This window comes from Terrabacter sp. 2YAF2 (assembly GCF_052114705.1).
Taxonomy (GTDB): domain Bacteria; phylum Actinomycetota; class Actinomycetes; order Actinomycetales; family Dermatophilaceae; genus Terrabacter.
In genome coordinates, this window is the sequence record NZ_JBFRFG010000003.1 from 90,624 (window position 1) to 114,729 (window position 24,106).

Genomic DNA, 24,106 nt, shown 5'->3' on the forward strand with positions numbered 1-24,106 from the left:
TCAGAGACTAGATGTGTCGAGGACGAGGTCGGCGCGCTGCCTGGTCGCGTCGGCCGTGAAGAGCACCGTCTCCTGCCTGGCCCAGCGCTCCCACTGCGGACGGTAGGCCTCGCCGTCGCGCTCGAGCCCACGGCACCTCCGCAGCGCGACCTCGGCGTCGACGAAGACGGACACGGCGGCATACGCCCCCGCCGGCTGCACGCTGGAGCCGCACCCCTCCACGACGAGGAAGCGGCACGGGGGCACCTCGCGCGAGCCGGCCCATTCGTCGCGCACCCAGCTCCAGATCCGGTATGCCGCCCGCTCGCCTCGGGCGAGCGGCTCCAGCACCTGCGTGGTGAGGAGCCCTGGGCCCCGGGCCAACCCGTCCCAGCCGGGGTAGAGGTGGTCCATGTGCACGACGGCCACGGGAGCGACCGGTTCGAGCGCCAGCTCGACGCCGCGGGCCAGCGTCGTCTTGCCGGCACCGCTCGGACCGTCGAGGGCGATGACGACGACGTCGCCGCACCGGGCCCGCGCGGCGAGCGCGAGCGACACGACGGCGGTGACATGGTCCTCGCGCGGCGCCCGCGTCACGTCGTCCCACATGGGCGCGAGACTACCCATCGGCGCCACTGGCCTAGATTTGTCGCATGCCGGTCGCCACGAGAGTCATCGCCTGCCTGGACGTCGACGCGGGCCGGGTCGTCAAGGGCGTCAACTTCGAGAACCTCCGCGACGCCGGCGACCCGGTCGAGCTGGCCAAGCTCTACGACGAGCAGGGCGTCGACGAGCTGACCTTCCTCGACGTGACGGCGAGCAGCGGCGACCGGGAGACCACCTATGACGTCGTGCGCCGCACCGCGGAGCAGGTCTTCATCCCGCTCACGGTCGGTGGTGGCGTGCGGACCGTCGACGACGTCGACCGCCTGCTGCGCGCAGGCGCCGACAAGGTCGGGGTCAACACCGCAGCGATCGCCCGGCCCGAGCTGATCGCCGAGATCGCGAGCCGATTCGGTGCGCAGGTGCTGGTCCTGTCGGCCGACGTCCGCCGTCGTCTCGGCGACGACGGGCAGCCCACGGACGACTTCGTCATGACGACGCACGGCGGCCGCACCCCGGTCGACCTCGACGCGGTCGACTGGTGCGCGCGGGCCGCCGAGCTCGGAGCGGGGGAGATCCTGCTCAACTCGATGGACGCCGACGGCACGAAGCACGGCTTCGACCTCGAGCTCATCCGCCGCGTGCGGGCGGCGGTGTCGGTGCCCGTCATCGCGAGCGGCGGCGCCGGGCGCGTCGAGCACTTCGCGCCGGCCGTCGAGGCGGGCGCCGACGCGGTGCTCGCCGCGAGTGTCTTCCACTACCGCGAGCTCACCGTCGGTCAGGTCAAGGACGCCCTGCGGTCGGCCGGTCTCACCGTCCGGTGACCTCGGGCGCGGCAGCGTTGTAGGGCGCAGCGCCGCCGCGTCAGCCGATGCCGAGGTCGGCCTGCTGCAGCGCCGCGATGTCGTCGGCATCGCCCTCGAGCTCGACCCGTGCCACGGCCGCGCGGCCGTACGCGTAGAGGACGAGCTCGGCCGGGGCCCCGCGGAGCACGACGGTGCCGTGGTGGTCGGGCAGCTTCGCGGCATACCGCCCCTGTCCCTCGCCGATGAGGACGATGCCGGTCGCGGACTTGCGGAACGTCAGTCGGGCGGAGCGCTTGAGCGCCGACCACAGCTTGCCCTGCAGCGCCGCGGGCAGCTCGCGCGGCTCCCAGTCGGGCTGTGCCCGGCGAACGTCCTCGAGGTGCACGAAGAACTCGACGAGGTTGGTCAGCTCGTCGAGCTTGGGGCGGGACATGGGGTTCCACGCGGGTGCACCGTGACGGACCCGGTCGACGAGGGCGGCGTAGTCGCCCTGCGCCATCCGGTGCTGCTCGCGCTCGAGGCGGCCGGAGAGGAACGGGACGACGGTGCCGACGGCGAGGTCGGGCCGTCCCTCCCGGATGACGAGGTGCGCCGCCAGGTCGCGGGTGTCCCAGCCCTCGCACAGGGTCGGCGCGTCGGGCCCGAGCCGGTCGAGCTCGTCGCAGAGCTGGAGGCGTTCGGACTGGGCGTGGCGCGTCATGACCCCATCCTCTCAGGGACTGCTCGGCCCGAATCGGGTGGCCGTCGAGGGCGGCCGCTCTCTAGGGTCGGACGGTGATCGAGCTCGTGCGCCCCACCGTCGACCTGGCCGACTCGTGGTGGGAGATGGTCGAGGACTTCGCCGGCGCCACCATCCACGGCTCGGGCTACCGGCCGGGCGACCGCGACCGGCTGCGCGACCGCGCCGTGTTCGAGGAGTGGGTGGACTGGCTGGGCAGGATGGAACGCGCTGACGAGGCGCTGCCCGAGGGGCGGGTGCCGTCGTCGAACCGGTGGATCGTGCGTGACGGACGCGTCGTCGGCACCATCGCGGTGCGGCACGCGCTCACCCCGTCGCTGCTCGCCGAGGGCGGCCACATCGGGTATGCCGTGTCGCCGGGTGCCCGGCGTCAGGGCGTCGCGCGTGAGGCGCTCGGCCTCGCCCTCGCGCTGGCCGCGGCGCGAGGCATCGACCCCGTGCTCGTGACGTGCGACGTCGACAACTTCGCGTCCGCCCGCACCATCGCCTCGGCCGGGGGCGTCGTCGAGGACGAGCGAGACGGGGTGCTGCGGCACTGGGTGCGCACGGGGGCGCCCGCCCGGCCGATCGGTCCGGGACCGATCGAGACGCGGGACGCGCGGCTCGTGCCCATCACCCCCGAGGACGCCGCCGCGATGCGCGCCGGGGAGCACCGGGCCGACTGGGCCGAGGGCTACCCCCGCGAGGACGACCTCGACGCCGTCGGGATGACGGCCTCGGGTCCGGACGCGTGGTCCCCGCGCCACATCGTCCGGCGGTCCGACGCCCTCGTCGTCGGTTCGATCGGCTGCTTCGGTCCGCCGGTGGACGGCGTGGTCGAGGTCGGCTACGGCCTGGTCCCGCAGGCCCGGGGTGGCGGGCTCATGACGGACGTCCTGTCCGGGATGGTGCGCTCGCTCGAGGCGTCCGGGCTGTCCGTCGTGGCCCACACCGAACCGGACAACGTCGCGAGCCACCGGGTCCTGGCGCGGCTGGGGTTCCGGCGGATCGAGGAGCCCGGGGCGGGTGCCGGCGCGGAGTGGTTCTGGGCGAGGCGTGCGGGTGACCGGGGTGTCAGCGCCACGTGAGAGGCTGTGGGGTCGACCACAGAGCACGTCACCAGGGGAGCAGCACACCGTGAACGTCCCGCCCACCTCGACCCTCCGAGAGGGTCTCGCCGTCATCGGGCGGGGCATCAAGGACCAGCCGCGCTGGTTCGCCGTCGCCGTGCTCGGGAGCGTCGTCTACGGCGTCATGACGAGCCTCACGGCAGCCGCGATCGGCTTCGTCGTCAATCGCGCCGTCGCCCCGGCCATCGCGGCCGGGCACGTGACGGCCTCCCAGCTGTGGTTCATCGGCGGCGTCATGGCCGCCGTCGTGCTGACGACGATCGTCGGCGTCATCGGTCGCCGCGTCGCCGGCGGCGTCGCGATGTACAACCTCGGTGCGATGTACCGCCGCCAGGTCACGCGACAGTACCTCCGGCTCCCGCTCAGCTGGCACCACAAGCACCCGTCGGGTCAGCTGCTCTCCAACGCGAACGCCGACGTCGAGGCGACCTGGAACATCTTCGCGCCCCTGCCGATGGCCCTCGGTGTCGTCGTCATGCTCGTCTTCGGCATCGTCCAGATGGTCATCGTCGACCCGTGGCTGGCCCTCGTCGGGCTCACCGTCTTCCCGATGCTCTTCCTGGCCAACGTCGCCTTCCAGCGCGCCATGTCGCCGCGGGTGACCCGCGCCCAGCAGCTGCGCGCCGACGTCTCCGAGGTCGCCCACGAGAGCTTCGAGGCCGCCCTGATCGTCAAGTCGCTCGGGCGCGAGGACCACGAGGCCGAGCGCTTCCGCGTCGTGACCCACGAGCTGCGCGACGCCAACATCGAGGTCGGCCGCACCCGTGGCCGGTTCGACCCGGCCATCGAGGCCATCCCCACGATCGGCACGCTGGCCGTGCTCTTCGTCGGCACGCTGCGCGTGAGCAGCGGCCAGCTGACGGCCGCCGAGGTCGTCCAGATCGCCTACCTCTTCTCCATCCTCGCGTTCCCCGTGCGCGCGCTCGGCTGGGTCCTCGCGGAGCTGCCCCGTGCGGTCGTCGGCTGGAACCGCGTGTCGGCGGTCCTCGACGCGACGGGCAGCATGGAGTTCGGCGAGCGCTCACTCCCGTCGGGCACCGCGAGCCACCTTCAGACCGAGCGACTCGCGTACGCCTACGAGATCGAGACCGAGGCCGGCGAGGCCGACCGCAACCCGGCCGTCGTCGACGTCACCCTCGACGTCGCGCCCGGAGCGACGGTCGCGATCGTCGGACCCACTGGCAGCGGCAAGTCGACGCTGACCAACCTCGTCATGCGCCTCGTCGACCCCGACTCAGGCGCCGTGCTCGTCGACGGGGTCGACCTGCGCGAGGTGCGGCGCGGGGGCGTCAGCGACGTGGCCGCGCTCGTGGCGCAGCAGACCTTCATGTTCGACGACAGCGTCCGCGGCAACATCACGCTCGGTGTCGAGCACGACGACGAGAGAGTCTGGCGTGCCCTGCACGTCGCGCAGGGTGCCGGCTTCGTCGAGAAGCTGCCCGACGGGCTCGAGACCCGGGTGGGCGAGCGCGGCGCCAGCCTCTCCGGGGGTCAGCGCCAGCGAATCGCCTTGGCGCGCGCCGTGATCCGCGAGCCCCAGCTGCTCATCCTCGACGACGCCACCTCCGCCGTCGACCCCAGCGTCGAGCAGGCCATCCTGGCCCGGTTGCGTGAGGCGAGCTCGGGGACGACGGTCCTCGTCGTCGCGTACCGGATGGCCACGATCCTGCTCGCCGACGAGGTCGTCTACATGGAGGCCGGACGCGTCGTCGACCACGGCTCGCACGGCCAGCTGCTCGGCAGGTGCGTGGGCTACGAACGGCTCGTCACGGCATACGCCCGCGAGGCCGCGGAACGCGAGGCGATCGCCGCCGACGAGGAGTACGGCGACGACCGCGGGCGCGGAGCCGACGCGGCCGAGGAGGTCTCCCGATGAGCATGCGGTCCCAGGTCCTCGTGGAGCACCACGGTGTCGCGACGGGCAAGGAGATGACGACGTGGCAGACGCTGCGTCGTGGAGTCGAGCTCTCACCCGAGCTGCGCAAGGGCATCTGGGTCACGGTGCTGCTCGCCGTGCTGTCGACCCTCGGCCGGGTGCTCGTGCCCTTCGTCGTCCAGCGCATCACCGACAACGGCATCCTCGCTGCCGGCGGCCCCGACATGGCGGTCGTCGCGCGCTACATCGGGATCGCGCTCGTCGGCGTCGTCGTGACGGCGTTCTCCGCCTACTTCGTCAACATCCGCCTCTTCCGGTCGTCCGAGAACGGCCTGGCGACGTTGCGGCTCAAGGCGTTCCGTCACATCCACGACCTCGCGATGCTGACGCAGAACAGCGAACGGCGCGGGTCGCTCGTCTCCCGCGTGACGTCCGACGTCGACACGATCTCGATGTTCGTGCAGTTCGGCGGGCTCATGCTGCTGATCAACATCGCGCAGATCACGCTCGCGACGGTGCTCATGGTGGTCTACAGCCCGCTGCTCGGCCTCGTCGTCTGGCTCTGCTTCGTGCCGCTGTTCGTCATCATCCGCAAGTTCCAGGGCGTCGTCGGCCGGGCCTACACGCGGGTGCGCGAGCGCGTCGGGGACATGCTCGGCGCCATCTCCGAGGCCGTCGTCGGTGCCCAGGCGATCCGCGCCTACGGCGTCGAGGACCGCACGGCCGAGCGCATCGACGCCGCCGTCGAGGCGCACCGCAAGGCCGCCATCGGCGCGCAGGCCCGGTCCGTCGTCGCGTTCACCTCGGGCCAGCTCGTCTCCGGTCTGACGACCGCGGTCGTCCTCGTCGTCGGCACGGTCCTCGCCGCGCGGGGGAGCCTCACCCTCGGCGAGCTGCTCGCGTTCCTCTTCCTCGTCAACCTCTTCACTCAACCCGTGCAGCAGGCCACCGAGATCCTCAACGAGATGCAGAACGCCGTCGCCGGCTGGCGCCGCGTTATCGGCATCATCGACACGCCCGCCGACGTCTCCGACCCAGGCGAGTCCGGCGTGACGCTGCCGCGTGGGCCGATCACCGTGCAGTTCAACGAGGTCGGGTTCGCCTATCCCGGTGGCGCCCCCGTGCTCCACGACATCGACCTGACCATCGCGCCGCGCAGTCGGGTCGCCATCGTGGGCGAGACCGGATCGGGCAAGTCGACGCTGGCCAAGCTGCTGACCCGGCTCATGGACTCGAGCAGTGGGCAGGTGCTCCTCGACGGGGTCGACCTGCGCACGATCCGCTTCTCCTCACTCCGGTCCCGCGTCGTGCTCGTGCCGCAGGAGGGCTTCCTCTTCGACGGCACGCTGCTCGACAACATCCGCTTCGGCCGGCCCGAGGCCAGTGAGGAGGACGTCCGGCTCACGCTCACGGAGCTCGGACTGGACCCCTGGGTGTCCACGCTCCCGCTGGGGCTGGCGACGGATGTCGGGCAGCGCGGGGAGTCCCTCTCGGCGGGGGAGCGCCAGCTCGTCGCGCTCGCCCGGGCCTACCTCGCCGACCCCGACCTGCTCGTCCTCGACGAGGCCACGTCCGCGGTCGACCCGAGCACCGAGGTGCGCATCCAGCGAGCCCTCGACTCGTTGACCCGCGGTCGCACGTCCATCGCCATCGCGCACCGGCTCTCGACCGCGCAGGCCGCCGACGAGGTCATCGTCGTCGACGCCGGTCGCATCGTCGAGCGCGGTCCCCACACCGAGCTCGTCCGCCTCGGTGGCGTCTACTCGAAGCTGCACGAGTCCTGGGTCGCCCAGCAGCAGGCGGTCTGAGGAGTCCACGGCAGAATGTCCGGGTGACCGACGCCAGTGACCCGATCCCCGACCCGACCGCCCTCGACCCGCAGATCGCCGGGCTGCTCAAGCGCGACGAGCACGGACTCGTCGCCGCCGTGGTGCAGCAGCACGACACCGGCGACGTCCTCATGGTCGGCTGGATGGACGACGAGGCGCTGCGCCGCACGCTCGGAGAGGGCCGTGTGACGTTCTGGTCGCGCAGCCGGCAGGAGTACTGGCGCAAGGGCGACACGAGCGGCCACGTGCAGTGGGTCAAGGGCGTGCGCCTCGACTGTGACGGGGACGCGCTGCTGCTCTCGGTCGACCAGGTCGGCGCGGCGTGCCACACCGGAGACCGCACCTGCTTCGACGCCCGAGTCCTCCCCGCCACCGTCGGGAATCCCGCCCCCGACGCCACCGCCCCCTCCTCCTCCTGACCGTCGAAAGGCCACGTATGGCCGCCTGCTGACCGTCGAAAGGCCACGTTCGGCCGCCTCTTAAACGTCGAAAGGCCACGTATGGCCGCCTCTTAAACGTCGAGAGGCCACGTTCGGCCGCCTCCTAAACGTCGAGAGCCCACGTGCGGCCGCGGGCCCTCGAAAGACGCGCCGCTTGCCGCGCCCACATGTGGCCTCTCGACGGTGGAGGGGCGGCCACACGTGGCCTCTCGACGGTGGAGGCGGGGACACGGCATACGACCGGGTGGGCGAGAATGGCTCGGTGCCCGACTCGAACACCTCGCTCGCCACCCCTGCGCCGCACGCCGACCTCGCGTGGGGCCGCACGTGGCCGAGCCTCGAGGTGTTCACCGAGCTCGCGCTCGAGCACCGCCGTGTCATCCCGGTCGTACGCCGCGTGCTGGCCGACGCCGAGACGCCGGTCGGTGTCTACCGCAAGCTCGCCAAGGACGCTCCGGGCACGTTCCTGCTCGAGTCCGCGGAGCACGGGGGCGTGTGGTCGCGCTACTCGATCGTCGGAGCCCGCAGCGCTGCGACCCTGACCGAGAAGGACGGGAGCGCCTACTGGATCGGCGAACCACCGATCGGTCTGCCCACCCACGGCGATCCCGCCCAGGCGGTCCGCGACACGGTCGCGGCCCTCGCCACCCCGCGCACGCCGGGCCTGCCGCCGCTGACCGGCGGCCTCGTCGGTGCCATCACCTACGACGCCGTGCGCCGGTGGGAGAGCGTGCCCGACGGCGGCCGGGACGAGCTCGACCTTCCCGAGGTCGCGATGATGCTCACCACCGACCTCGCTGTCTTCGACCACAGTGACGGGTCCCTGCTGCTCATCGCCAACGCCGTCAACCACGACGCGACCGACGAGCGCATCGAGGACGCCTGGGCCGGCGCCGTCGCCCGGCTCGACCGGATGACCGACGAGCTCGCGGCGCCGGCGCCGAGCACGGTCGCCACCATCGAGCCGATCGAGAGCCGCCCGACGAGCAGCCACACCCAGCCGGAGTTCGAGTCCATGGTCGAGGAGGCCAAGGAGGCGATCCGCGCCGGCGAGGCCTTCCAGATCGTGGTCTCGCAGCGCTTCACCGTGCCGTGCCGGGCCGACGCCCTCGACGTCTACCGGGCGCTGCGGGTCAGCAACCCCAGCCCGTACATGTACCTCCTGCGCCTGCCGCACCCCGACGGCTCGGCCTACGACATCGTCGGCTCGAGCCCCGAGGCCCTCATCAAGGTGACGGGGAGGCAGGCGATCACCCACCCGATCGCCGGCTCGCGCCCGCGCGGCAAGAGCCCCGACCACGACGCTCACCTCGCGGAGGAGCTGCTCGGCGACGCCAAGGAGCGGGCCGAGCACCTCATGCTCGTCGACCTCGCCCGCAACGACCTCCAGCGCATCTGCCGCGCCGGCACCGTCGACACCGTCGACTTCATGTCGATCCGGCGCTACAGCCACATCATGCACATCGAGTCGACTGTCGTCGGCGACCTCCGCGACGACCGGAGCGCCTACGACGCGCTCGTCGCGACGTTCCCCGCAGGCACGCTGAGCGGAGCGCCGAAGCCTCGCGCCATGGCGCTCATCGACGCCTACGAGGGGCTGCGTCGCGGTCTCTACGGCGGCGTCGTCGGCTACCTCGACTTCGCCGGCGACCTCGACATGGCGATCGCGATCCGCACGGCCCTGATCAAGGACGGCCTGGCGCACGTCCAGGCCGGAGCAGGCATCGTGGCCGACTCGGTGCCGCACCTCGAGTACGAGGAGACGGTCAACAAGGCCGCCGCCGCCCTGCGCGCCGTGGCTGCCGCGGCGGGCCTGCGACCGCTCGGAGACCACCGCGCATGACCTCGACCGGACCGACCGCCGACCCGACCCGCCGCGGGCCCCTCGTCCTCGACAAGAAGCGCGCGGCGCTGGCAGTCCTCCTCCCGGCAGCCCTGCTGCTCGGCCTCACCACGCGGACCTGGGCGAGCGGCGAGTCCCGCGACGTCCTCAGCCAGGCGTTCACGGAGGTGACCGGTGGCGCGGCCGCGCCGGGGGTCGTCGGACTCACGGCGGTCTGCGTCGTGGCCCTGCTCGGCCTCATGACCGGTGGGCGTGTCATCCGTGCCGTCGCCGCCGTCGTCATCGTGCTGGCCTCGCTCGGTGCCCTGGCGATGACCCTCCTCGTCGCGCTGCGCCCGGTCGACACGGTGGCCGAAGCCGTCGCACGCGAGCTCGCCCGCACCACGGCGCCCGCGGCCACGGGTTCGAGCACCGCGTGGGCCTGGGCGGCGGTGCTCGTCGCCGCTCTGCTGGCGATCGGAGCCGTCCTGACCGCCGTCTCGAGCCGGTCCTGGGCCGGCCTCTCAGGACGCTACGAACGCGGTGACAAGCCCGCGAGCGGACCCCGGGGTGAGGTCCGCACCACGTGGGACGAGCTGTCCGAGGGCCGGGACCCGACCCTGCGCGACGCCCCTGACGAGACCTGACAGAATGAACGACGTCGGCCCGCACGCAAGTGGAGCCGACCGAACAGAGAGGACGCCATGGAAGAGCAGCACGAGGACCACGGTCACAGCACCGCCGCCTGGACCGGGGTCGGGATCATCCTGCTCGGCACGGCAATCGCATCCGTCGCTGTCGTGATCCCCAGCCTGGTCCTCGGCATCATCGGTGCCGTCGTCATCGTGGCCGGTGTCGCTGCGGGCAAGACGATGTCTATGGCGGGCTACGGCCAGAACGGTCACCACGCGCAGGCAGGCTCGGTCGTCGACGCCCCCGACGAGTCGGGCACCGGCACCGTCGGCAAGAGCTGAGAGCAGTGCCGACGGTTCTCGACGGGATCATCAGCGGCGTCCGCGAGGATCTCGGGCGCCGTCGTGCCGCGCTGCCGCTCGCTGGCCTCGAGGCGCGGCTCGCGTCGGTGCCCCCGGCCCTCGACCCGATGCCCGGCATGCGCTCGGCCGAGGGCGTCGCCGTCATCGCCGAGGTCAAGCGGTCGAGCCCGAGCAAGGGCGCGCTCGCGGACATTCCTGAGCCGGGCGAGCTGGCGCGGTCGTATGCCGCGGGCGGGGCGAGCGCCATCAGCGTGCTCACCGAGGAGCGCCGGTTCTCCGGCAGTCTCGCGGACCTCGACGAGGTGCGTGCCGCTGTCCGGACTCCCTTGCTGCGCAAGGACTTCATGGTCGACGCCTACCAGGTGACCGAGGCCCGGGCCCACGGCGCCGACCTCATCCTGCTCATCGTCGCCGCGCTCGACGACGCGCTGCTGCGTGACCTGCACGACCAGGCCCGCGAGCTCGGCATGACGGCCCTCATCGAGGTCCACGACGCCGCCGAGCTCGACCGCGCGCTCGCGCTCGACCCCGTTCTCGTCGGCGTCAACGCCCGCAACCTCAAGACCCTCGAGGTCGACCCTCGCACCGTCACCGACCTGCTGCCTCGCGTTCCCGAGGGTGTCATCGGCGTGGCCGAGTCCGGCGTGGGCGGGCCGGCCGACGTGGCCGCCTACGTCCGCGCCGGCGCCGGTGCGGTCCTCGTCGGCGAGGCCCTCGTCAAGGACGGTGCCCCCGAGGCCGCGATCCGCGGCTTCATCGACGCCGCGACCGCGGTCCGGGCCCAGGCCCGCCCCGGCGCAGCAGGAGAGTGAGCATGACCACGACATCCAACGTGCCGGCATACGGCCGCTTCGGGGGGTTCGGTGGACGCTACGTCCCCGAGGCGCTGATCCCCGCCCTCGAGCAGCTCGAGGAGGTCTGGCGCAAGGCCGTCGTCGACCCCGCGTTCGTCGGTGAGCTCGAGCGACTCCAGCGCACGTACACCGGTCGGCCCAGCATCATCACCGAGGTGCCCCGGTTCGCCGAGCACTGCGGCGGCGCCCGCGTCATCCTCAAGCGCGAGGACCTCAACCACACGGGGTCCCACAAGATCAACAACGTCCTCGGCCAGGCCCTGCTCACCAAGCGCATGGGCAAAACCCGCGTCATCGCGGAGACCGGCGCCGGCCAGCACGGAGTGGCAACGGCCACCGCTGCGGCCCTGCTGGGGCTCGAGTGCGTCGTCTACATGGGCCGCAAGGACACCGAGCGCCAGGCGCTCAACGTCGCGCGGATGCGCCTGCTCGGCGCGACCGTCGTGCCCGTCGACAACGGCAGCAAGACGCTCAAGGACGCCGTCAACGAGGCGTTCCGCGACTGGGTGGCCAACGTCTCGACGACCCACTACGTCCTCGGCACGGTGACCGGTCCGCACCCGTTCCCCGAGATGGTCCGCGACTTCCACCGGGTCATCGGGGTCGAGGCGCGCCAGCAGGTGCTCGACCTCGTCGGACGCCTGCCCGACGCCGTGCTCGCCTGCGTCGGCGGCGGATCCAACGCCATCGGCATCTTCCACCGCTTCATCGACGACGAAGCGGTGCGCCTCATCGGCTTCGAGGCGGGTGGCGAGGGCGTCGCGAGCGGCAAACACGCCGCGCGCTTCGCGGCGGGCGTCCCGGGCGTCCTCCACGGTGCCTTCACGTACGTCCTGCAGGACTCCGACGGCCAGACCGTCGAGTCGCACAGCGTGTCGGCGGGTCTGGACTATCCCAGCGTCGGCCCCGAGCACGCCCACCTGCTCGAGTCGGGCCGGGCGGAGTACCGCCCGATCACCGACGTCGAGGCCATGGAGGCGCTCTCGTTGCTGTCGCGCACCGAGGGCATCCTGCCGGCGATCGAGAGCGCGCACGCGCTCGCGGGTGCGATGAAGGTCGGGCGCGAGCTCGGCCCTGACGCCGTCCTGCTCGTCAACCTCTCGGGGCGCGGCGACAAGGACGTGCACACCGCGGCCGAGTGGTTCGGCCTCATCGACGAGGAGGGCGGGACCCGCCTCCCCGACGACGACGGCGGCGCCAAGGCCATGGGGGTCGAGCAGTGAGCGTCGGCACCGTCATCGAGAAGTGCCGGGCCGACAACCGTGCGGCCCTCATCGGCTACCTCCCGGTCGGTTTCCCCACCGTCGAGGGCTCGATCAAGGCGATGAAGGTCCTCGTCGAATCCGGGGTCGACATCGTCGAGATCGGTGTTCCCTACAGCGACCCCGTCATGGACGGTCCGGTCATCCAGGACGCCGCCGTGCGCGCGCTGGCCGGCGGCGTGCACCTGAGCGACATCTTCACCGCTGCGCGGGAGGTCTCGGCCGCCGGCGCCGGTGCGCTGGTCATGACGTACTGGAACCCCGTCCTGCGCTACGGGGTCGAGCGTTTCGCCGCCGACCTCGCCGCCGCAGGGGGAGCTGGGCTCATCACGCCCGACCTCATCCCCGACGAGGCCGGCGACTGGATCACGGCCGCCGATGCCCACGACCTCGACAAGGTCTTCCTCGTCGCCCCGAGCTCGACGCCCGAGCGGCTCCAGGCCGTCACCTCCCAGTGCCGCGGCTTCGTCTACGCGACCGCCGTCATGGGTGTCACGGGGGCGCGCGCCAGCGTCGGCGACGCCGCCGACGCACTCGTGTCCCGCACGCGCGAGCACACCGACCTGCCGGTCTGCGTGGGCCTGGGGGTCTCGACCGGCGACCAGGCGGCCGAGGTCGGCCGCTACGCCGACGGCGTCATCGTCGGCTCCGCGCTCGTGCGGTGCCTCACCGAGGCCGACTCCGAGCAGGAGGGCCTCGACGCGCTCGGCGCCCTGGCCCGCGAGCTCGCCGACGGCGTGCGCCGGAGCCGGTCATGAGCCTGCTCGCCGGCGTGCCCGCCGCCATCGAAGCGGCACTCCCGGCTGAGATCCCGTCGCCGAGCGTCGGCGTCTGGCACCTCGGACCCCTGCCGATCCGCGGGTATGCCCTGTGCATCCTCGCCGGCATCGTCGTCGCGGTCTGGCTGACGCAGAAGCGCCTCGAGGTCCGGGGGCACCGCAAGGGCATCGCCATCGACATCTCCGCGTGGGCCGTGCCCTTCGGCATCGTCGGCGGACGGCTCTACCACCTCATCACCACCCCGCAGCCGTACTTCGGCCAGAACGGCGACCCGTGGAAGGCCTTCGCCATCTACGAGGGTGGTCTCGGCATCTGGGGCGCGGTCGCGCTGGGGGCCGTCGGGGCGTGGATCGGCTGCCGCAAGAACGGCGTCGCCTTCCGTGACTTCGTCGACGCCGCCGCGCCCGGCCTGGCGATCGCCCAGGCGATGGGCCGGTTCGGCAACTGGTTCAACAACGAGATCTACGGCGCTCCGACCGACCTGCCCTGGAAGCTGCGCATCTACGAGTGGGACACCTCTCTCGGCCGCGCCGTCGTCGACGCCCAGGGCAACCCCGTCGTCAAGGGCTACTTCCAGCCGACGTTCCTCTACGAGGCGCTCTGGTGCCTGCTGCTCGCGGCCTTCCTCATCTGGTTGGGCCGCCGTCGCCCGCTCAAGGCCGGCCAGGTCTTCGCGGCCTACGTCATGGGCTACCCGGTCGGGCGCATCGTCATCGAGAACATGCGCAGCGACTCGGCCAACCTCATCCTCGGCCAGCGCGTCAACACCTGGGTCTCGATCCTCGTGTTCCTGCTCGGGGTCTACCTGTGGCGCCGCTTCGGCCGCATGGAGCAGCCCGTCGCCCCTTCCGCGCCGGCCGACGCGGACGGCGCCGAGCTCGGGCGGGGGGACGCCGAAGATCCTCCGGTCCAGACCGCCCCCGACGGGCCGAACGACACCGCCCCCAGCGAGCCGAAGGTGGACCGTCCGGCGCAGCCGTGACGCATTTTGTGCCGTGTCGTGGCCGAGGTGATGAGCACGACGTCTCAGGATTTGGAATCCGCCGTATCAACAGGTAGGACGAGCGGCCACTCCGATATCGTCTCCTGAAACGCCTGTGGCCAGTGCCGTCCACATGCCCTCAGTCATGTCGCGTGGCCCCGTGCGGTCGCCGCCTGGGACCCCAGCAGAAGGACGGTGAACATGCCGCCGCACACCCGCACCAGTGCCCTCTACAGTGCACACCCGGAGAACTCCGGTCTCTACCGACGCGAGTTCGAGCACGACGCCTGTGGTGTCGCCCTCATCGCGACGATGCGGGGGACGGCGGGCCACGACATCGTCGACCACGCCCTCACGGCGCTGCGCAACCTCGACCACCGTGGGGCGACCGGGGCCGACCCGCTCGTCGGCGACGGCGCGGGCATCCTGACCCAGATCCCCGACGCGTTCTTCCGCGCGACCGTCCCCTTCACGCTGCCGAACAACGGGGCGTATGCCGCGGGCATCGCCTTCCTTCCGCAGAACCCCATCGAGCGGGCCGCGGCCAAGGCCCGCATCGAGGAGCTCGCGGTCGCCGAGAACCTCAAGGTCCTCGGCTGGCGTGAGGTGCCCGTCGAGAGCGACCTCGTAGGCGCCGTGGCCCGCGAGTGCATGCCGTCCTTCGAGCAGCTGTTCGTCAGCAGCTCGATCGGCCGGCAGGTGGCCCTGGGGCTCGACCGGCTCGCGTTCTGCCTGCGCAAGCGCGCCGAGCACGAGGTGGGCGTCTACTTCTCCTCGCTCAGCTCGCGCACCATCGTCTACAAGGGCATGCTGACGACCGGCCAGCTCGAGCCGTTCTTCCCGGACCTGTCCGACCCCCGCTTCGCCAGCGAGCTCGCCCTCGTGCACTCGCGCTTCTCGACGAACACGTTCCCGTCCTGGCCGCTCGCGCACCCCTACCGCTTCATCGCGCACAACGGTGAGATCAACACCGTCAAGGGCAACCGCAACTGGATGAGCGCGCGCGAGAGCCTGCTGACGTCCGACATCATCCCGGGCGACCTCGAGCGGGTCTTCCCGATCTGCACGCCCGAGGCGTCCGACTCGGCGAGCTTCGACGAGGTGCTCGAGCTGCTCCACCTCGGCGGCCGCTCGCTGCCGCACGCGGTCCTGATGATGATCCCCGAGGCGTGGGAGAACCACGCCACGATGGACCCGGCGCGCAAGGCTTTCTACGAGTTCCACTCGACGTTCATGGAGCCCTGGGACGGTCCCGCCAACGTCTGCTTCAGCGACGGCACGCTCGTCGGCGCGGTCCTCGACCGCAACGGCCTGCGGCCGGGTCGCTACACCGTGACCGACGACGGCCTCGTCGTGCTGGCCTCCGAGTCCGGCGTGCTCGAGCTCGACCCCGAGACCATCGTGCAGCGCGGACGCCTCCAGCCCGGCAAGATGTTCCTCGTCGACACCGAGCACGGCCGCATCGTAAGCGACGAGGAGATCAAGTCCCAGCTCGCGGCCGCCAAGCCGTATGCCGAGTGGCTGCATGCCGGTCTCATCCGCCTCGAGGACCTGCCGGAGCGTGAGCACATCGTGCACACCGCGGCCTCGGTCGCCCGCCGCCAGCAGACGTTCGGCTACACCGCCGAGGAGCTGCGCATCCTGCTGACCCCGATGGCCCGCTCGGGTGGCGAGGCGCTCGGCTCGATGGGCACCGACACGCCCATCGCCGTCCTGTCGTCGCGGCCGCGGCTGCTGTTCGACTACTTCACGCAGCTCTTCGCCCAGGTGACCAACCCGCCGCTCGACGCCATCCGCGAGGAGCTCGTCACCTCCCTCGGCACCTACATGGGTCCCGAGGGCAACGCCCTGTCGGCCTCGCCGTCGCACGCCCGCCAGCTCGTCCTCGACTTCCCGGTCATCGACAACGACGAGCTCGCCAAGATCGTCCACATCAACGCCGACGGTGACCTGCCCGGCTACGCGACGCACGTGGTCCGCGGCCTCTACGACGTCACGGGGGGAGCGGCCGCCATGCGCGACCGCCTCGAGGAGATCTTCGCGGAGGTGTCGCAGGCCATCACCCGCGGCGCGCGGTTCGTCGTGCTCTCCGACCGTGACTCCGGTCGCGACCTCGCGCCCATCCCGTCGCTGCTCCTCACGGCCGCCGTCCACCACCACCTCATCCGTGAGAAGACCCGCACCCAGGTGGGTCTGCTCGTCGAGGCCGGCGACGTGCGCGAGGTCCACCACGTGGCGCTGCTCATCGGTTTCGGTGCGGCCGCCGTCAACCCCTACCTCGCCATGGAGACCGTCGAGGACCTCGTCCGGGCCGGCGAGATCGAGGGCGTGACGGCCGAGAAGGCCGTGGCCAACCTCATCAAGGCGCTCGGCAAGGGTGTCCTCAAGGTCATGTCCAAGATGGGCATCTCGACCGTCGCGTCGTACCGCGGCGCCCAGGTGTTCGAGGCCATCGGTCTGTCGCAGGCGCTCGTCGAGCGCTACTTCACCGGCACGGTGAGCCAGCTCGGTGGCGTCGGCCTCGACGTCATCGCCCGCGAGACGGCCGAGCGCCACGCCCGCGCCTACCCGCCGGACGGCGTCCACCAGCCGCACCGGACCCTCGAGGTCGGGGGCGAGTACCAGTGGCGGCGCGAGGGCGAGCCGCACCTCTTCGATCCCGAGACGGTCTTCCGCCTCCAGCACTCGACGCGCCAGCGCCGTTACGACATCTTCAAGCAGTACACGGACCGCGTCGACGACCAGACGTCGCGTCTGATGACGCTGCGTGGGCTGATGGGCTTCCGCCCGACCGGGGTGACGGGGCGCCTCCCCGTGCCGATCGAGGAGGTCGAGTCCGTCAGCGAGATCGTCAAGCGCTTCAACACCGGCGCCATGAGCTACGGCTCGATCTCGCAGGAGGCGCACGAGACGCTCGCCATCGCGATGAACCACCTCGGTGGTCGCTCCAACACCGGTGAGGGCGGCGAGGACGTCGACCGCCTCCTCGACCCGGAGCGCCGCTCGGCGGTCAAGCAGGTCGCCTCGGGCCGGTTCGGCGTCACGAGCCTCTACCTCACGCACTCCGACGACATCCAGATCAAGATGGCCCAGGGCGCCAAGCCCGGCGAGGGTGGACAGCTGCCCGGCCACAAGGTCTACCCGTGGGTGGCCAAGACCAGGCACTCGACGCCCGGGGTCGGCCTCATCTCGCCGCCGCCGCACCACGACATCTACTCCATCGAGGATCTCGCACAGCTGATCCACGACCTCAAGAACGCCAACCCGTCGGCCCGCATCCACGTCAAGCTCGTCTCCGAGATCGGCGTCGGCACCGTCGCGGCCGGCGTCTCCAAGGCGCACGCCGACGTCGTGCTCATCTCGGGCCACGACGGCGGCACCGGTGCCTCGCCGCTGACCTCGCTCAAGCACGCCGGAGCCCCGTGGGAGCTCGGCCTCGCCGAGGCGCAGCAGACCCTCGTGCTCAACGGCCTGCGCGACCGCATCGTCGTCCAGGTCGACGGGCAGCTGAAGACCGGTCGCGACGTCGTCGTGGCGGCGCTGCTCGGTGCCGAGGAGTTCGGCTTCGCCACGGCCCCGCTCGTCGTGTCGGGCTGCGTCATGATGCGCGTCTGTCACCTCGACACCTGTCCGGTCGGCATCGCGACGCAGAACCCCGAGCTCCGCTCGCGCTTCTCCGGGAAGCCGGAGTTCGTCGAGACCTTCTTCGAGTACATCGCGCAGGAGGTCCGCGAGCACCTCGCGTCGCTCGGCTTCCGCTCCATCGAGGAGGCTGTCGGCCAGGTCGGCAGCCTCGACCTCGACAAGGCGATCGCGCACTGGAAGGCCTCCGGTCTCGACCTCAGCCCGATCCTCGCCGTGGCCGACAACCCCACCGGCGGCACGCTGCACCAGTCGGCCACGCAGGACCACGGGCTCGACAAGGCGCTCGACAACGAGCTCCTGAGCCGAGCTCTGTCGGCCATCGAGACCGGCGAGCCGGTGCGCACCGAGATCGCCGTGCGCAACGTCAACCGCACGGTCGGTACGATGCTCGGCCACCACGTGACGAAGGCGCACCCGCACGGGCTCGCGGACAACACCATCGAGCTGACGATGACCGGCTCCGGCGGGCAGTCCTTCGGCGCCTTCCTACCGGCCGGCATCACGATGCAGCTGTTCGGCGACGCCAACGACTACGTCGGCAAGGGACTCTCCGGCGGCCGCATCGTCGTGCGACCGCACCGTGACGCGACGCTCGTGGCCGAGGAGAACGTCATCGGTGGCAACGTCATCGCCTACGGCGCCACGACCGGTCAGCTCTTCCTGCGCGGGGTCGTCGGGGAGCGCTTCTGCGTCCGCAACTCCGGCGCCCAGGCGGTGGTCGAGGGCGTCGGTGACCACGGGTGCGAGTACATGACCGGCGGTGCTGCGGTCGTGCTCGGACAGACGGGCCGCAACTTCGCGGCCGGCATGTCGGGCGGCGTGGCCTACGTCCTCGACCTCGACCCCGACCTCGTCAACCCCGAGATGGTCGACCTTCTCGCGCTGCGCGACGAGGACGAGAGTTCGCTGCGCGAGCTGCTCGAGGCCCACGTCACGTGGACCGAGTCGCCCGTCGCGCAGGCGCTGCTCGACGACTGGTCGGCCGCGCGCGAGCGCTTCACGCTCGTGCTCCCGCGCGACTTCCAGCGTGTCCTCGACGTCCGGGCCGAGGCGCAGGACCAGGGCCTCGACCCCGACGGACCCGAAGTGTGGAACCGGATCATGGAGGCTTCCCGTGGCTGACCCCCAAGGCTTTCTCACCACCCGCGAGCGCGAGCTCCCGGCCCGCCGTCCCGTCCCGGTGCGCATCCGGGACTGGAAGGAGGTCTACGAGGAGCAGGAGCTCGGGCAGCTCCAGCGCCAGGCCGGTCGCTGCATGGACTGCGGCATCCCGTTCTGCCACTCGGGCTGTCCGCTCGGCAACCTCATCCCCGAGTGGAACAACTTCGCGTGGCGCGGCGACTGGTCCGACGCGATCGAGCGCCTGCACGCGACGAACAACTTCCCGGAGTTCACCGGCCGGCTCTGCCCCGCGCCGTGCGAGACCGCGTGCGTCCTCGGCATCAACCAGCCGGCCGTGACGATCAAGCAGGTCGAGGTCACGACGATCGAGCGTGCCTTCGACGAGGGGCTCGTGACGCCGCTCCCGCCCGAGCGGCTCTCGGGCAAGACCGTCGCCGTGGTGGGTTCGGGCCCGGCGGGCCTCGCCGCGGCCCAGCAGCTGACCCGGGCCGGCCACACCGTGGCCGTCTTCGAGCGGGCCGACAAGCCCGGCGGGCTGCTGCGCTACGGCATCCCGGAGTTCAAGATGGAGAAGTCGGTGCTCGACCGCCGGCTCGACCAGATGACGGCTGAGGGCACCCGCTTCCGCAACGGCATGGACGTCGGCGTCGACATCACGGGTCGCCAGCTGCGCGACCGCTACGACGCCGTCGTGCTCGCTCTCGGGGCGACGGTGCCGCGAGACCTCGACGTGCCCGGGCGCCGGCTCGGCGGCATCCACCAGGCGATGGACTTCCTCCCGCAGGGCAACCGTGCCGCCCTCGGCGAGCAGGTCGAGGACCAGATCCTCGCGACCGACAAGCACGTCGTCGTCATCGGTGGCGGTGACACCGGTGCCGACTGCATCGGGACGTCGCACCGTCAGGGCGCGGCCTCGGTGACCAGTCTCGAGATCATGCCCCAGCCGGGGGAGGACCGCCCGGGCAACCAGCCGTGGCCCACCTACCCGATGCTCTACCGCGTCGCGAGCGCCCACGAGGAGGGGGGCGAGCGGCTGTATGCCGTGAGCACGACGGAGTTCGTCGGGGACGACGAGGGCAACGTCGCAGCGCTGCGCCTGACGGAGGTCGAGATGGTCGACGGACGTCCCACCGCCAAGCCGGGCACCGAGCGTGAGATCCCTGCGCAGCTCGTGCTGTTCGCGATGGGCTTCCTCGGCCCGCAGGGGAGTGGGGTCGTCGAGCAGCTCGGCGTTGACCTCGACGAGCGCAGCAACGTCCGGCGCGACAAGAACTTCATGAGCTCGGTCCCCGGCGTCTTCGTCGCCGGCGACGCCGGCCGCGGCCAGTCGCTCATCGTCTGGGCCATCGCCGAGGGCCGCGCCGCCGCCGCCGGAGTCGACGCCTGGCTCACGGGGTCCAGCTCCCTGCCGCGGCCCATCGCACCGACCGACCGGCCCCTCACCGCCTGACCGGGCCGGGGTCTGCCCACTCTGCGAACCCGCTCGGTGACCCGCGTCACAGCACCCCTAAGGTTGAAGCATGCGCCGCGCCAAGATCGTCTGCACCATCGGCCCCAAGACCTCATCACCCTCCCAGCTGCGAGCCCTCGTCTACGCCGGGATGGACGTGGCGCGGCTCAACCTCTCGCACGGGGACCACGCCGTGCACGAGCAGGTCTACCGGGACGTCCGTGCCGCGGGTGACGCCTCGGGCCGCGCCGTCGGCGTCCTCGTCGACCTGCAGGGGCCGAAGATCCGGACCGGACGCTTCGCCTCCGGGCCCGTGACGCTGAGCCCCGGCCAGCGCTTCACCATCACGACCCGCGACGTCGAGGGCGACGACAGCATCGTCGGGACCACGTATGCCGGCCTGCCCGGTGACGTGACGCCGGGTGACGTCCTGCTCATCGACGACGGCAAGGTCATGCTGCGCGCGGTCGAGGTGAGCGACACCGACGTCGTGACCGAGACCGTCATCGGTGGCGTCGTCAGCAACAACAAGGGGATCAATCTGCCCGGCGTCGCCGTCAGCGTGCCGGCCCTGTCGGAGAAGGACCGCGAGGACCTCCGGTTCGCCATGCGCCTCGGCGTCGACATGATCGCGTTGTCGTTCGTCCGCTCGGCCGAGGACATCGTCGACGTGCACGCCATCATGGACGAGTTCGGCGACCGCATCCCCGTCATCGCCAAGATCGAGAAGCCGCAGGCGGTCGACAACCTCGAGGGCATCGTCGCAGCCTTCGACGGCATCATGGTCGCCCGCGGTGACCTCGGCGTCGAGATGCCGCTCGAGGACGTGCCGCTCGTGCAGAAGCGCGCGATCGAGCTCGCCCGGCGCGAGGCCAAGCCGGTCATCGTCGCCACGCAGGTGCTCGAGTCGATGATCGAGAACCCGCGCCCGACGCGTGCCGAGGCCTCCGACGCCGCCAACGCCGTGCTCGACGGCGCCGACGCACTCATGCTCTCCGGTGAGACCTCGGTCGGCGCCTGGCCCATCGACTCGGTGCGCACCATGGCACGCATCATCGAGTCGACCGAGGAGAAGGGCTTCGACAAGATCGTCCGGATGCCGACCAACCCCAAGACGGTCGGGGGAGCGGTGACCAAGGCTGCGGTCGAGATCGGCGAGGTCGTGGGGTCGAAGTTCCTCATCGTCTTCACCGAGACCGGCGGATCGGCCACGCGGATGGCCCGCATCCGGCCCCGCCAGCCCATGCTCGCCTTTACCTCGGAGCCCCGGGTCCGCTCCCGGCTCGCCCTGGTCTGGGGCATCGAGACCTACCTCGTGCCGCGCATGCACCACACCGACCAGTTCGCGATGCAGGTCGACCTCAAGCTCATCCCCGAGGGCCGCGTCGCCGAGGGTGACCGTGTCGTCATCGTCGCCGGCTCGCCCCCCGGCATCCCGGGCTCGACGAACGCGCTGCGCGTCCACCGGGTCGGCGACGCCGTCAACCGTGCTGCTCCGGCCTACCGGCCGGAGGAGGTCACCAGCTGACGGCACGCGCGGTCCGCGCCGGTATGCTGGCGCGGCACTCCGGCCGGGGTGGTGGAATGGCAGACACGGGGCACTCAAAATGCTCTGGCCGAAAGGCCGTGCGGGTTCGAGTCCCGCCCTCGGCACTCTCGACGCCCTCGATGGCCCTCGCTGCGGCGCGACGAGGGGAAGCGTTGGGTTGACCGTCCCGAAACGCGCCGGAAATCTCGCCCCGGATAGGATTTCCCCGTGAGCACCGACGAGAGCATGACCCCCAAGCCGACCCCTGGCACCGCCACCACGCCTGCCGTCCCCACCGAGGCTGCTGCGTCTTCGGAGGCCGCGGACACCGCAGCCGACCGGGCGGGGGCGACCCGGATCCTCGTCGCCGAGGACGAGGCGCTCATCCGTCTCGACCTCGTCGAGATGCTCGGGGAGCAGGGCTACGACGTCGTCGGCCAGGCCAGCAACGGCGAGCAGGCCGTCGAGCTGGCCAAGGACGTCAAGCCCGACCTCGTCATCATGGACGTCAAGATGCCGGTCCTCGACGGCCTGTCCGCCGCCGAGCAGCTGCACGAGTCCAAGCTGTGCCCCGTCATCATGCTCACCGCGTTCTCGCAGACCGAGCTCGTGGAGCGGGCCCGCGACGCCGGCGTCATGGCCTACATCGTCAAGCCGTTCACGGCCGACGACCTCCGCCCGGCCATCGACATCGCCACGTCGCGCTGGCAGGAGCTCAAGGCCCTCGAGGCCGAGATCGCCGACCTCGGTGAACGGCTCGAGACGCGCAAGCTCGTCGACCGGGCCAAGGGTGTGCTCATGACCCAGCTGAAGCTGAGCGAGTCCGACGCGTTCCGGTGGATCCAGAAGACGGCGATGGACCGCCGCCTCGGGATGAAAGAGGTCGCCGAGGCCGTCATCAACGGCTTCCCGGCGTCCTGAGCCCGGCTGCGCCGCAGATCATCCGGCCGCCAGGTCCACAGAGGTTACGACACGGTCACCGATCGCCCATTTCTGCTGACCGCGAAGGCGATTCCGCCTAGTCTCCGTGTCAGCCCTCATCAGAGGGATGAGTGACATCAGGAGGACATCCGTGCGTTCTACCCTCAAGCTCGTTGTGCCGTTCGCGGTTGCGGCGCTTGCCCTCGGCGCCTGTGGCACCAAGGGCGGCGACACCTCGTCGGCCGGCGGCTCCGGCGGCGCGGCCAAGGCCGCTTGCGACCAGAAGATCGGCATGTTCGGTGCCCTCACCGGCCCGAACGCCAACCTGGGCATCTACATCCAGAACGGCGTGAACCTCGCTCTCGACGACTACAACAAGAAGCACGCCGACTGCAAGGTGACCCTCGAGAACTACGACTCGCAGGGTGACCCGACGCAGGCGCCGGCCCTCGCCAAGAAGGCCATCGACGACAAGAAGGTCGTCGGCATCGTCGGCCCCGCGTTCTCCGGTGAGTCCAAGGCGGCCGACCCGGCATTCAACGAGGCCGGCCTCGTCACGATCACGCCGTCGGCCACCAACCCGAAGCTCGCCGACAACGGCTGGAAGACCTTCTTCCGTGCCCTGGGCAACGACGCCACGCAGGGCCCTGCAGCCTCGAAGTACATCAAGGACACGCTCAAGGCCGCGAAGCCGTTCGTCATCGACGACGCCTCCGAGTACGGCAAGGGACTGGCCGACATCGTGCGTCAGGACCTCGGCTCGGCCGTGGTCGGCAACGACACGGTGCAGCAGAAGCAGACGGACTTCAGCGCCTCTGTGACCAAGGTGAAGGCGTCCGGCGCCGACGCCCTCTTCTACGGCGGCTACGCCCCGGAGGCGGCTCCGCTCGTCAAGCAGCTGCGCGACGCGGGCTGGAAGGGCACCTTCGTGGCTGCCGACGGCGTCAAGGACCAGTCGTTCATCGACAACGCCGGGCCCGCGGCCGTCGGCGCCATCGTGACCTGCCCCTGCGTCCCGGCGGACATCGCGCCGGCCTTCGCCTCGGCGTATAAGGCGAAGTACAACCAGGACCCCAACACCTACTCGGGTGAGGGCTACGACGCCGCGACGATCCTGCTCGACGGCATCGCCGCCGGCAAGGACCGCTCGAGCATGATCGACTTCGTGAAGTCCTACGACAAGAAGGGCGTCACGAAGCAGCTGAAGTTCGACGCCAAGGGCGAGTCCTCCGACATCAAGGTCTTCGCCTACAAGGTCGCGGACGGTAAGTTCACGTCCGTCGGCGAGATCAAGTAGCACGGTCGTCATCGTCCGGGGCGGTCGGAGCACTACGCTCCGACCGCCCTTCGTGCGGTGACACCGG

General features: G+C 71.2%; 19 protein-coding genes and 1 tRNA gene. 18 read left to right on the top strand and 2 right to left on the bottom strand.

Annotation, left to right across the window (positions count from 1 at the left end; translation table 11 throughout):
- Window positions 1–588 (bottom strand): hypothetical protein, encoded by a 588-nt coding sequence (locus AB4030_RS04600; RefSeq protein WP_442278016.1) that lies wholly within the window; start codon window positions 586–588, stop codon window positions 1–3.
- A 44-nt stretch (window positions 589–632) separates the two neighbouring features.
- Here AB4030_RS04600 and hisF point away from each other — a divergent pair, with 44 nt between their 5' ends.
- On the top strand, window positions 633–1,406 hold the full coding sequence (gene hisF, locus AB4030_RS04605; protein WP_442278017.1) for an imidazole glycerol phosphate synthase subunit HisF: 774 nt from the start codon (window positions 633–635) through the stop codon (window positions 1,404–1,406).
- A gap of 40 nt (window positions 1,407–1,446) precedes the next feature.
- Here the strand turns inward: hisF and AB4030_RS04610 are convergent, their stop codons facing one another.
- Window positions 1,447–2,088: a TIGR03085 family metal-binding protein gene (locus tag AB4030_RS04610; protein ID WP_442278018.1), complete on the bottom strand. Its 642-nt coding sequence runs from the start codon at window positions 2,086–2,088 to the stop codon at window positions 1,447–1,449.
- 74 nt (window positions 2,089–2,162) lie between these two features.
- Between AB4030_RS04610 and AB4030_RS04615 the strand changes: the two genes are divergently transcribed.
- From AB4030_RS04615 to AB4030_RS04695, 17 genes are all read left to right on the top strand, one after another.
- The gene (locus AB4030_RS04615) at window positions 2,163–3,194 is read left to right on the top strand and encodes a GNAT family N-acetyltransferase (protein WP_442278019.1); all 1,032 of its coding nucleotides are present in this window, start codon (window positions 2,163–2,165) and stop codon (window positions 3,192–3,194) included.
- Between the two features lie 49 nt (window positions 3,195–3,243).
- Complete coding sequence (locus tag AB4030_RS04620) at window positions 3,244–5,112, top strand: ABC transporter ATP-binding protein (RefSeq protein WP_442278020.1); 1,869 nt, start codon at window positions 3,244–3,246, stop codon at window positions 5,110–5,112.
- Window positions 5,109–6,920, top strand: coding sequence for an ABC transporter ATP-binding protein (locus AB4030_RS04625; protein WP_442278021.1), 1,812 nt, complete (start codon window positions 5,109–5,111; stop codon window positions 6,918–6,920). The genes AB4030_RS04620 and AB4030_RS04625 overlap by 4 nt, the downstream gene beginning before the upstream one ends.
- Before the next feature lie 23 nt (window positions 6,921–6,943).
- Complete coding sequence (gene hisI, locus AB4030_RS04630) at window positions 6,944–7,360, top strand: phosphoribosyl-AMP cyclohydrolase (RefSeq protein ID WP_442278022.1); 417 nt, start codon at window positions 6,944–6,946, stop codon at window positions 7,358–7,360.
- 283 nt (window positions 7,361–7,643) lie between these two features.
- Window positions 7,644–9,224, top strand: coding sequence for an anthranilate synthase component I (locus tag AB4030_RS04635; protein ID WP_442278023.1), 1,581 nt, complete (start codon window positions 7,644–7,646; stop codon window positions 9,222–9,224).
- The gene (locus AB4030_RS04640) at window positions 9,221–9,850 is read left to right on the top strand and encodes a Trp biosynthesis-associated membrane protein (RefSeq protein ID WP_442278024.1); all 630 of its coding nucleotides are present in this window, start codon (window positions 9,221–9,223) and stop codon (window positions 9,848–9,850) included. The genes AB4030_RS04635 and AB4030_RS04640 overlap by 4 nt, the downstream gene beginning before the upstream one ends.
- Before the next feature lie 57 nt (window positions 9,851–9,907).
- Entirely contained in the window at window positions 9,908–10,177 is a 270-nt protein-coding gene (locus AB4030_RS04645; protein ID WP_442278025.1) for an HGxxPAAW family protein, read from the top strand.
- Between the two features lie 5 nt (window positions 10,178–10,182).
- A complete protein-coding gene (gene trpC / locus AB4030_RS04650) occupies window positions 10,183–11,010 on the top strand; it encodes an indole-3-glycerol phosphate synthase TrpC (protein ID WP_442278026.1) in 828 nt (275 codons plus the stop codon).
- Window positions 11,011–11,012: 2 nt separating this feature from the next.
- Window positions 11,013–12,275 (top strand): tryptophan synthase subunit beta, encoded by a 1,263-nt coding sequence (gene trpB / locus AB4030_RS04655; protein ID WP_442278027.1) that lies wholly within the window; start codon window positions 11,013–11,015, stop codon window positions 12,273–12,275.
- Window positions 12,272–13,072, top strand: a complete 801-nt coding sequence (gene trpA / locus AB4030_RS04660; protein WP_442278028.1) for a tryptophan synthase subunit alpha — start codon at window positions 12,272–12,274, stop codon at window positions 13,070–13,072. The genes trpB and trpA overlap by 4 nt, the downstream gene beginning before the upstream one ends.
- Entirely contained in the window at window positions 13,069–14,076 is a 1,008-nt protein-coding gene (gene lgt / locus AB4030_RS04665) for a prolipoprotein diacylglyceryl transferase (RefSeq protein WP_442278029.1), read from the top strand. Before trpA ends, lgt begins: the two co-directional genes overlap by 4 nt.
- A gap of 201 nt (window positions 14,077–14,277) precedes the next feature.
- Complete coding sequence (gene gltB / locus AB4030_RS04670; protein ID WP_442278030.1) at window positions 14,278–18,843, top strand: glutamate synthase large subunit; 4,566 nt, start codon at window positions 14,278–14,280, stop codon at window positions 18,841–18,843.
- Window positions 18,836–20,293 carry a glutamate synthase subunit beta gene (locus AB4030_RS04675; RefSeq protein ID WP_442278031.1) on the top strand — a complete coding sequence of 486 codons (1,458 nt, stop codon included), beginning with the start codon at window positions 18,836–18,838 and terminating at the stop codon, window positions 20,291–20,293. The genes gltB and AB4030_RS04675 overlap by 8 nt, the downstream gene beginning before the upstream one ends.
- 70 nt (window positions 20,294–20,363) lie before the next feature.
- The gene (gene pyk, locus AB4030_RS04680) at window positions 20,364–21,821 is read left to right on the top strand and encodes a pyruvate kinase (protein WP_442278032.1); all 1,458 of its coding nucleotides are present in this window, start codon (window positions 20,364–20,366) and stop codon (window positions 21,819–21,821) included.
- A gap of 42 nt (window positions 21,822–21,863) precedes the next feature.
- Window positions 21,864–21,946, top strand: a tRNA-Leu gene (locus AB4030_RS04685).
- Window positions 21,947–22,067: 121 nt separating this feature from the next.
- Entirely contained in the window at window positions 22,068–22,742 is a 675-nt protein-coding gene (locus AB4030_RS04690; RefSeq protein ID WP_442278157.1) for an ANTAR domain-containing response regulator, read from the top strand.
- A gap of 151 nt (window positions 22,743–22,893) precedes the next feature.
- Entirely contained in the window at window positions 22,894–24,039 is a 1,146-nt protein-coding gene (locus AB4030_RS04695; RefSeq protein ID WP_442278033.1) for a branched-chain amino acid ABC transporter substrate-binding protein, read from the top strand.
- Window positions 24,040–24,106 lie beyond the last annotated feature (67 nt).